At 60.7% G+C, this 9,281-nt stretch carries 7 protein-coding genes and 1 pseudogene; all 8 read left to right on the top strand.

The window, feature by feature from the left end; all coding sequences use genetic code 11:
• The coding region (locus B3Y70_RS02615; RefSeq protein ID WP_288589135.1) for a DUF748 domain-containing protein at positions 1–2,824 on the top strand (2,824 nt) is incomplete at its 5' end.
• 26 nt (positions 2,825–2,850) lie between these two features.
• The gene (gene yfbR, locus B3Y70_RS02610) at positions 2,851–3,456 is read left to right on the top strand and encodes a 5'-deoxynucleotidase (RefSeq protein ID WP_228224455.1); all 606 of its coding nucleotides are present in this window, start codon (positions 2,851–2,853) and stop codon (positions 3,454–3,456) included.
• A gap of 129 nt (positions 3,457–3,585) precedes the next feature.
• On the top strand, positions 3,586–4,401 hold the full coding sequence (locus B3Y70_RS02605) for an SDR family NAD(P)-dependent oxidoreductase (protein WP_278802173.1): 816 nt from the start codon (positions 3,586–3,588) through the stop codon (positions 4,399–4,401).
• Positions 4,402–4,492: 91 nt separating this feature from the next.
• Positions 4,493–5,599 carry a GGDEF domain-containing protein gene (locus tag B3Y70_RS02600; RefSeq protein ID WP_288589133.1) on the top strand — a complete coding sequence of 369 codons (1,107 nt, stop codon included), beginning with the start codon at positions 4,493–4,495 and terminating at the stop codon, positions 5,597–5,599.
• 42 nt (positions 5,600–5,641) lie between these two features.
• Positions 5,642–6,418, top strand: a complete 777-nt coding sequence (locus tag B3Y70_RS02595) for a class II glutamine amidotransferase (protein ID WP_011783740.1) — start codon at positions 5,642–5,644, stop codon at positions 6,416–6,418.
• Positions 6,419–6,538: 120 nt separating this feature from the next.
• Positions 6,539–7,609 (top strand): DUF2156 domain-containing protein, encoded by a 1,071-nt coding sequence (locus B3Y70_RS02590; RefSeq protein WP_288589132.1) that lies wholly within the window; start codon positions 6,539–6,541, stop codon positions 7,607–7,609.
• Positions 7,606–8,856, top strand: coding sequence for an AAA family ATPase (locus B3Y70_RS02585; protein ID WP_288589131.1), 1,251 nt, complete (start codon positions 7,606–7,608; stop codon positions 8,854–8,856). Before B3Y70_RS02590 ends, B3Y70_RS02585 begins: the two co-directional genes overlap by 4 nt.
• 44 nt (positions 8,857–8,900) lie before the next feature.
• Positions 8,901–9,281 (top strand): annotated as a pseudogene (locus tag B3Y70_RS02580) (AAA family ATPase); the annotation flags it as partial.

Here is a 9,281-nt window from a genome sequence, read left to right as displayed (position 1 = left end):
GGTAGCAAGCCGCCGGGTGGTGAGTCGCCGGAAGAGCCAACTGGTCAGGAACCTGCTGATCGCAATGGGAATGTTGCTGGGCCTGTATGCCCTGGCAGGCTTCCTGGTTCTGCCCTGGTGGCTGGAGCGGTCGCTGCCGGAACAGCTGGATCAGCGCATGGGCTGGCAGGCCGAGGTAGAGCGCGTCCGGTTCAACCCGTTTGCCTTCAGCCTGGAAGCAGACGCCTTTTCTGCAAAGGATGCAGATGGGGAGCCGGTGACGGCGTTTGACCACCTGCGGGTCAATCTCAGTTTCCTCAATTTGCTCCGCGGTATCATCGGGTTTGAAGAAATCCGTCTGGTGGAGCCGGACGTTCGCCTGGATTTGCTGCAGGACTACGACATCAATTATGCCCGGGACTGGCGCAGTGCCAATCCCGAGAGTGAGGACGCGACCCAGACTGAAACCGCCGAGAAGGGTAATCCGCCCAGGCTGTATTTCCAACAGGTGACCATTGACGGCGGTGAACTGCTGTTCCGCGACTTCTCCCAGGGCGGCGACCCTGCCGAATTCCGGGTTGCGCCGCTGGATCTGACCCTGAACGACCTGGCCACCTGGCCCCGGGAAGGCAGCGACAGCCAGTATTCTGTGATGGCCGCCTTGGGTGAGCAGGTGATTGAATGGGATGGGGAATTAAGCGTTACCCCGCTGTACTCCGCAGGGCGGCTCCGGCTTTCCGGGCTTCGCCATGATACTCTCGCCCACTTCCTGACTCCCTATCTGCCGTGGCAGCTGCGCGATGGCACCGTGACCCTGGAATCCCGCTATGAACTGGCCGGTGGCGATCGCTTTGAACTGATCACTTCCGATGGCAATCTCACCATCCAGCAACTGGCGCTGGCGCTGTCGGCTGCAGATGACCAGCCTGCCCTGGCCACCGAGACCATTGCCGTTCAGGGCATTGGCTTCGATCTGACGGCCCGGGAGGCCACCGTTGGCATGGTGTCGATCGAGCAACCGTCGCTGGCTGCGTCCCGGAATGCCGAGGGTGAGGTGGATTGGCAGGCGTCTCTGGCAACTGCCGGAACCGATCAATCCGAAACCTCGGAGCCGGCGTCTGATTCGGGCGAGCCATTCCGCTGGTCGGTCCAGGGTGTCGAGTTGTCCGGCGGCCAGGTTCGCTGGCGGGATCAGGTGCCGGAAACAGACGCCGACATTGCCGTCAATAATCTGGCCATTACCATGGGTGGTCTCTCCCACCGCCTGGATGAACCGGTTTCCTACGATATTTCCGCAGAACTCGGCACCGGTGGCCGGGTGACCGCCATTGGCCAGCTGACTCCGGCGCCGTTTACCTTTGAGGGCGCCTTGTCCGGCAGCGACATCCTGTTGCCCGTTATCCAACCCTATGTTGCCGATGCCGCAAACCTGGAGCTGGTGGACGGGCGCCTGGGTTTCGATGGCAATCTGGACCTGGACGCCCAGGATGAACCCCTGACCGGCACCTTCAGCGGCACCGCAGAAATTGCTGGGCTAGCCACGAGGCTACCGGGCAATGGCGGGGAGCTGGTGTCCTGGGAGTTGCTGCGCCTGGCGCCGGTGGAGTTCAACCTTAATCCCGCCCGCCTGGAGATCGGTACCGTGACCCTGAGCAGCCCGGCGGTTAATGTCATCCGGGCCGCCGACGGCCTGCATAATCTGCAGCAGATTATTCAGAATGGCGGGGCCTCCGAGGCAGAAGCCAGCGCAACGGAGCCGTCGGAAGGCTCGGAGGCAGGCTTTATTTTCCGCATTGGCGAACTGGTGGTGGAGCAAGGTTCCATGGCCTACACCGACCGCACGCTGGAGCCGCCCTTCAGTACCGGGTTCCAGGAACTTACGGGATCGGTGACCGGCATCAGCAATGTCCCTCCGCAACAGGGGCGGGTGGCGATCAGCGGCCAGCTGGCCGGGGTGGCACCGGTTCGTTTTGACGGAACCCTGGGCGCTCTGGGCACCGAAGAGCCCAGCAACCTGAAACTCACCATGAAAGACATGGCGTTGCCGGTACTGTCGCCCTATTTCGGTCGCTATCTGGGGTATTCGGTGGACAGCGGCAAACTGGAACTGGCGCTGGATTACCAGATAACCGGTACCCGGCTTGAGGCGTCCAACGAAGTGATCCTGGACCGGATGCAACTGGGCTCTGCGGTGGCCAGCGAACAGGCCATTAACGCCCCGGTCAAGCTGGGTCTGGCTCTGCTCACAGATCGTGACGGTGTTATCGAGGTGAATTTGCCCATTCAGGGCGACATGTCAGACCCCGAATTCAGCGTTGGCCAGATTGTCATGCGGGCGTTCGTGAACCTGTTGGTGAAAGCAGCCGCCTCACCGTTCAGTATGCTGGGCTCGCTGGCGGAAATGGCAGGCTTCAGCAGCGAAGAGCTGGGCCAGGTCAGCTTTGTCCCCGGCAGTGTGCAACTGGCGGATAACGAGGCCGAGAAACTGTCCGCGCTGGCCCAGGCGTTAAGAGAACGTCCGGAGCTTCTGCTCAACATCCGTGGTGCCGTCGCCCCTGAGGCTGATGCCCTGGCGTTGCTGAAAGCTCAGATGCAGGCCCGTGGCGAGACCGTCACCGGTGAAGCCTGGGAGCAGGCGCAGCAGGCCTGGCGCGATGGCGAGCGAAGCCTGCCCCCGGAAGCGCTCGGGCGTCTGGCCTCGGAGCGAGGGGTAACGGTTCGTCAGGTGCTGACGGCGACGCACGAGGTGTCGGACAGCCAGCTATTCCTGCTGGATCCGGCCCGTGATGCGCCGGTTGATGACCAGGGCAACGTGACGGTCCGGTTTACCCTGGACGTTCGTTGAAGCGGAATACACGGAGTTCCCCAGCCATGATTGATAGCCCGGGCCGAAAGGCCAGCCATTTCTTTGCCTATGTGTCGCGCCTGCGCTGGATCAAACGCTGGGGTCTGATGCGCAACGCCATTGATGAAAACGTGGCCACCCATTCCTGGGAGGTGGCTACCGTTGCCCACGCCCTGGCGCTTATTCGCAACCGGCATTTTGCCGGAACGGTGAACGCAGACCGTGTCGCTGCAGCGGCTCTCTATCACGATGCCACCGAAGTGATCACCGGGGATATGCCCACCCCGGTGAAATACCATTCCCGGGTGATGCGGGAGGCGTTCGGCGACATCGAACATAAGGCCGAAGCTGAATTGCTGGCGCTGTTGCCGGAAGACCTGCGGGAGGATTTTTCGCCCTATGTGCGGGAATCCCGACTGGGGCCGGAAGAAAAGGAGCTGATCAAGGCGGCGGACCGTCTCTCGGCCTGGCTGAAATGTCGTGCCGAACTGCGCGCCGGCAATCCGGAGTTCGGCCCCGCAGAGCAGCAGATCCGGGCACGCCTGGAAGCGGACGGCCTGCCGGAAGTGCAGTACTTCCTGGACGTGTTTGCACCCGGGTATGACCAGCCCCTGGATAACCTGCTGGGTTGATTGGAGGACTGGCTCTGGTGCCGGGCTCGCCAGGAGTCCAGTGCCATAGGTTTGCCTCTGGTGGCTCTCTAAAGTGGCGAATAACGAAAGCGCTGCTTTACTGAAAGACCACAACAAGAGGTTCCCGCCATGAAAGATCTGAACAACAAGGTGGCTGTCGTCACCGGTGCTGGCTCTGGTATCGGCCGATCCCTGGCCAAATCCCTCGCGGCCCGGGGCTGTCGGCTGGCTCTTTCCGACGTTAACGAGGCGGGGCTGGCGGAAACCGCAGCCGGACTGGACGGTGCCGAGGTGAAAACCTACCGCCTGGATGTCTCCGACCGGGACGCTATCTACGCCCACGCCGCACAGGTCCGCAAGGAATTTGGCCAGGTTAACCTGATTATCAACAACGCCGGTGTGGCCCTCTCTGCCACGGTGCGGGAAATGACCGACGCCGATTTCAAGTGGGTGATGGACATTGATTTCTGGGGCGTTGCCCATGGGACCCGGGCGTTTCTGCCGTACCTGATTGAATCCGGTGATGGTCATGTGGTGAACATCTCCAGTGTGTTTGGTCTGATCGGTGTGCCCAAGCAAAGCGCCTACAATGCTGCCAAGTTTGCGGTGCGTGGGTTTACCGAGTCCCTGCGCCAGGAAATGAAACTGGAGAATCAGCCGGTTCAGGTCAGCTGTGTGCACCCTGGTGGCATCCGCACCAACATTGCCAATGCCGCGCGCATGGGCAAGTCCGAAAACGCCGAGGCCCAGCGCAAGGGCTTCGACAAGCTGGCGATGACCACTCCGGACAAGGCGGCTGAAATTATTGTCAAAGGCATCCTCAAAAACGAATCCCGTATTCTGGTGGGGCCGGATGCCTGGGGCATAGACGCCATCAATCGGTTGCTGGGCTCGGCCTATCAACCGTTGGTGGAGCGGTTCTCCCGCAAGAACCTGTATATCTGAGGGCTCGCGGTAACCTGATCTCCGTTGGCTGGTTGTTTTACAGCCAGCGGAGACCGACTATACTCTCTGGTTGATCCAGGGAAGAGTCAGCATGAATACGTCAAAGCATCCGGATCTGGGGACGGCATTGGAACAAAGCCGCTCAGGACTCCGGGATAACCACCGTCGCTCGCTTACCAGGCTGTTGTTTCTGGTGACTGGCTCTGCGCTGGTCGTTTTTTCCTGTCTGCAATTTTTCAACGGTTATCCATGGGTGGCGCTGGTCGAGCTGTTGGCCAGTGGGCTGCTGTTCTACGGCGTTTTTTGCCTGAAAACCACGGCTCACCTGCAACAGTGGATCTACGCCTATCTGGTATCGCTGTTTTCGTTCTTCATCGTCATCATGCTGTTGCCAGAGGCTTCCATTGCGGCTTTTGTCTGGGTGCTGATGATGCCGGTTCTGGCCTACCTTCTGCTCGGCAAGCACGAGGGCATGATTCTGAGTGTGCCCTTTATGCTGGTGGGCGGGGTGGTTTACTACTTCTTTCTTGGTGAGGTGGGCTCTGCTCACCGGATGATCGATCTGCTCAACATGTTTCTGTGTGGTGCCCTGATGCAGGTGTTCATGCACATGTACGAGGTGCGTCGGGAAGAGGCTGAGCAACGGCTGGTCGATATGGCCCAGACCGATGCCCTGACCGGCCTGGCCAATCGCTCCAATTTCCAGTCAACACTGGCCCGCACCATTGCCGAGTGTGAGCGCAGCGGAGCCGATTTTGCTCTGGTGATTATGGACATCGACCACTTCAAACTGGTTAACGACACCCTCGGCCACGATGCCGGTGACTACGTGTTGAGGCATATCGGCCAGAGCCTGACCGAGCGCCTGCGCACGACCGATTTTGTCGGCCGGCTGGGCGGCGAGGAATTTGGCCTGATTCTGCGGGATGTGAAGCCCGGCGATGCCTTTGAGCTGATGGACGAATTGCGGGAACGCATTGCCCGGCGCGAGCTGAAATACGGCGAAGCGGGTATCCGCGTGACCGCCTCCTTTGGTATTGCCCAGTGGCCGGACCACGGCCGGGAGGCGGAAACCCTGTTCTGTGTGGCAGATCGCTGTCTCTACAGCGGCAAGCGGGCAGGCCGGAACCGTGTGGCGCCCGCCGGTGCCGTACAGCCTCCGAAATCCGTCGGTTCGATGGCTGGAGGTCTCGGTTGATTCGGGTATCCTACGGAATCAAGGCTGAGGATACCGCCAACCATGTGTGAACTGCTGGCCATGAGCGCCAACACCCCGACCGATCTCTGTTTCAGCTTTACCGGTCTGACCCGTCGTGGCGGTGACACTGGCCCACACAAGGATGGCTGGGGCGTCGCTTTCTACGAAGGTAAAGGAGTACGCTGTTTTCACGATGCCGACGCCAGTGCCTCCTCGCGCATTGCCGAAGTGGTGCAAACCCACCCCATCAAGAGTGAAGTGGCCATCTGCCACATTCGTCAGGCCAATGTGGGTGATATCTGCCTGGCCAACACCCACCCGTTTATCCGCGAGCTCTGGGGCCGATACTGGGTCTTCGCCCATAATGGTCAGCTTTCCGAGTTTTCCGCGGCGCCCGGCTTCTACGAGGCCGTTGGCAGCACCGACAGCGAAGCCCTGTTCTGCGACATCCTGAACCATCTGCGCAGTCATTGCGATCGAGACACTGCCACCGAGCAGGTGGTGGAACGGCTGGTGCAGCTGTCCCGGAACTACGCCCGTCAGGGGGTATTCAACCTGCTTCTAAGCAACGGCGACTGGCTGTTTACCTTTTGCACCACCAAGATGGCCAGTATTACCCGGCGGGCGCCGTTTGGCCCCGCCCGCCTGAAAGATGCCGACGTTACTGTGGATTTTGAATCGGAAACCACACCCAACGACATTGTCAGCGTCATCGTGACCGAACCCCTCACCAGCGACGAAACCTGGGATATTTACAAGCCGGGTGAATGGCGTTTGTGGCGACGGGGCGTTGTGGTGATGCAGGGCTCGGAATTGTGACCCAGTTCCGGTGGGGCGCCAGGCACTCAACCCTTTGACCGATGGCCGGCCGAGGCACGGCCTTTAGCATTTTGTTCTGAACACAGGAAAGCGGTATCAGAACAACAAAGGGAATGACCCATGCCTGCCTCTCATCTGTCTGCGGCGGTAGCCCCGGCTGCCGATGACCGGAATATCAACTCGAGTGTGCCGGACTCCGGGCGTTGCCATGAGCGCACCGCCGAGCACCTGATCCGTCTGCACGGGAGCCAGTCCAGCAGCTATTTTGCCTTGCAGCCGGATTGCCGGCACTTTCTCAGCCCCGGTCTCGGGTTGGTACCGTATGTTCCGGTAAAGGTGTTGGGGCAGCGGGTAAACGTGGTGCCCACAAGGCCCCTGGCGGGTGCACAGAGTATGGGCCGGCTGCTGCAGGCGTTCGAGCAGAGTGTGCCCGGCCCCTCACTGTATGTGGGCGTCGATCAGTCGCTGCTGGGGCCGTTGGGCGAGCTTGGTTACGATGCCACGGTGATGGGTACGGAGTTCTCGGTTGATCTGACCAGGTTCTCGCTTCGTGGCAAGGCGATGAAGCAGCTGCGCCATGCCCGCAATCTGGACAGGCGGTGCCGAATCGAGGTGCGGGAGCAATGTGGAGATGAGGTGAACTGGCACAAGGTGGCGGGTATCTCGGAGCGTTGGCGCCTGGGCAAGGCGGTCAAGGAACGGGAATTGGGTTTGCTCACCCGTCCGCCGGTGTTTGCAGATGAATGGGGAGTGCGCAAGTTCTACGCCTATGTGGAGGGCGAGCTGGCCGGATACGTATTCTTTGATCCTTGGTACCGTCACCATGAACTGGCGGGCTATTGCGCCAATATTCTGCGGGCGTCGCCGGAAATGAACCGGCTCGGCGTTCTCGACCACATTATTCTGCAGGCGGCCAGTCAGTTTCGTGAGGAAGGCGTGCCTGAGCTGTCGCTGGGCATTGCGCCCCTGCACGGCGTCCGCCCCTGCCCGGGTGACCGGCCTGGCCTGCGCCGCCTTCAGAATATCCTGTACCGCTATGGGAATCGCCTGTACGCCTTCCAACCTCTGGCGTACCACAAATCACGCTACCGTGGCCGGGAAACTCCCTGGTTTGTCTGTGCCCGGGAACTGGGCAGTACCCGACTGGTTGCCACGCTGATGAAGGGCACGGGTCTGCTCGCACTGCCATGACCCGGATTTCTGAACAGGCCTCCCAGTTTGGAGTGCCAGGGCTGGTTGATGACACCGGCAATGACTATGCTGAAGCTCATTTGCCAACGGTAGTGAGCTCCATGGTTGCCGAAACCAAATTAACCCGCCCCGGGCTGCCTTCAGGCTTGTTGCTTGAGCCCTCACGGTTGCAGGCGCTTGATTGTATTGAACAGGTGCCGTTTGTGCTGGTGTCGGCACCGGCCGGTTTCGGTAAAACCACATTGGTCAGTCAGTGGCTGGAACAGGAAAAACCGGTGCATGCCTGGTTAACGCTGGACCAAAGGGACAACGCGCCGGCCCTGTTCTGGAATGCCGTGGCCAGCGCACTGGCGCGGGTGAACCCACGCTTTGCCATTCGCGAGAGTACCTTGTTGGCCGCGCTGGAACCGGGTGCCGCTGTTGACCCGGTGACCATGCTGATCAACCGCCTGGCGGATTATTCCCGAACCTGGCAGGCACCCAGCCGCCTGGTTCTGGTGCTGGATGATTTTCACCTGCTTGACCAGCAAGTACTACTGGAGCAGATCCGGCGCTTTATCGACTTTGCTCCGGGGTTTTTGCGCATTGTCTGTATCTCGAGGCTCGACCCACCCATTCGCACCGCGCAGTTGCTGGCCCGGCAACAGATGGTCCGGTTGGGGCCGGAGGTGCTCCGTTTTGATCTGGCGTTGACTCGAAAATTCGTCCAGGCCCGCCGGACTGATCTCTCCGAAGACCAGATGTTGCAGTTGCATCAGCGCACCGGCGGATGGCCAGCAGCGTTGCAGCTATCGGCATTGTCGGAAAATCCGTTAAGCCATGTACCCGGTCCTGGCCAGAGAGCCCTGAGCGACTATCTGCTGGAGGAAGTGTTCGCCGGCCTCGAGCCCGGGCTACAGCGATTTCTCCAGGATATGAGCCTGCTCCCTCTTTTCTCACAAGAGGTTGCTGATGAAGCCCGGAATGGTAGCGATGCCGCGGACTGGATCGCAGCCATGCGCGAACGCAATCTGCTGTTCCAGAGTTACGGTGAGGGTCACTACTGGTATCGCCTGCATGATCTGCTGATCGACTGGCTTCAGGCGCAGGATCGGGAGCCTGAGCGGGAAAGCTCCATACGAATCAGGGCGGCCGAGGCGTTCCGCCAGCGGGGCCTGATTGTGGAGGCCCTTGAGCTTTTTCTGGCCGAAGGCTGCTATGACCAGGCGGAAGCCCTGGTACCGTTGCTGTTGCGGCGGAGGACCTGAGCGGCTACCGGTCACTGCCTTCGCGCTTCCCGGACAGTGTTCGGATGAGTTCTCCCGCGCTGCTTCTGCTGCAGGCGCTGTTTTCCTTCATGGATGGTCAGTACGGAGCGGTGCTTGAGCATCTGGCCGCGGCCGACCGGCTTCTGCAGTCGACAGACCCATCACCGGACACCGAGGCTCTGCAGTTTGTCTCCATGTTGCTGGGCTGGCCCTCGGCCAGGTTTGCCGGCCACCGTGCAGAGGCCGAGCAGTCCCTGACTCAGATACAGGCCCGGTTGGCCAGCGCTCCAGCCGGCTTGCAACACTGGGGGCTGTATACACTGGGTACTGAAGCCTTTATGGAGGCACGACTGGGGCCGGCGCACACTTTGTTGACCGATGCGCTGGCAGGGGCCCTGGATAGTGGCGATAACCCCTGTGCCCTG

The sequence above is a fragment of the Marinobacter sp. UBA5687 genome (genome assembly GCF_002420325.1).
GTDB classification, from domain to species: Bacteria; Pseudomonadota; Gammaproteobacteria; order Pseudomonadales; family Oleiphilaceae; genus Marinobacter; species Marinobacter nauticus.
This window is presented reverse-complemented; position numbering and strand designations above follow the sequence as displayed.

What these genes read in the sequence shown, in the direction of transcription:
- yfbR (WP_228224455.1), top strand. Translation starts at nt 2,851, where the DNA reads ATGATTGATAGCCCGGGCCGAAAGGCCAGCCATTTCTTTGCCTATGTG.
- B3Y70_RS02605 (WP_278802173.1), top strand. Translation starts at nt 3,586, where the DNA reads ATGAAAGATCTGAACAACAAGGTGGCTGTCGTCACCGGTGCTGGCTCT.
- B3Y70_RS02600 (WP_288589133.1), top strand. Translation starts at nt 4,493, where the DNA reads ATGAATACGTCAAAGCATCCGGATCTGGGGACGGCATTGGAACAAAGC.
- B3Y70_RS02595 (WP_011783740.1), top strand. Translation starts at nt 5,642, where the DNA reads ATGTGTGAACTGCTGGCCATGAGCGCCAACACCCCGACCGATCTCTGT.
- B3Y70_RS02590 (WP_288589132.1), top strand. Translation starts at nt 6,539, where the DNA reads ATGCCTGCCTCTCATCTGTCTGCGGCGGTAGCCCCGGCTGCCGATGAC.
- B3Y70_RS02585 (WP_288589131.1), top strand. Translation starts at nt 7,606, where the DNA reads ATGACCCGGATTTCTGAACAGGCCTCCCAGTTTGGAGTGCCAGGGCTG.